Genomic DNA, 434 nt, shown 5'->3' on the forward strand with positions numbered 1-434 from the left:
AAGGCCGCTAGCGCAAGGATTTCTCGGAAAGAAGGGGAACTTCGTAAAATCCTTGCGCTAGGACAGGGCTAAGCGCAAGGATTTTACGAACTCAGGGCTCTTTCCGAAAAATAGTTGCGCGAAACCACTGCGCGGGGTCAGCGCAAGGATCCTAATGTGCAAGGATTCTACGGACCCAAGGCAAATCCCTAAGAATGGTGCCTCGACGAGGTTTCTGAACGCAAGATGCGGCACCACACAAAGTGCCGTACCGAAAGTACCGAAAAGACCGTACCGAAAAGACATCTTCTGCGTCTTCTGCGATTCACAATGCAAAATGGACGCTGAGCGCACGCTTAGCGCGCTTAGCGTCCATTTCTACCGTTGAGAACCCCTCAGACGTGCCGCCCAGCCGGCAACCCGTCCGGCCGGCTCACTGACTAGATCGCCGTCCG

This window comes from Bifidobacterium jacchi, from assembly GCF_009078285.1.
In the GTDB taxonomy this organism is placed as follows: domain Bacteria; phylum Actinomycetota; class Actinomycetes; order Actinomycetales; family Bifidobacteriaceae; genus Bifidobacterium; species Bifidobacterium jacchi.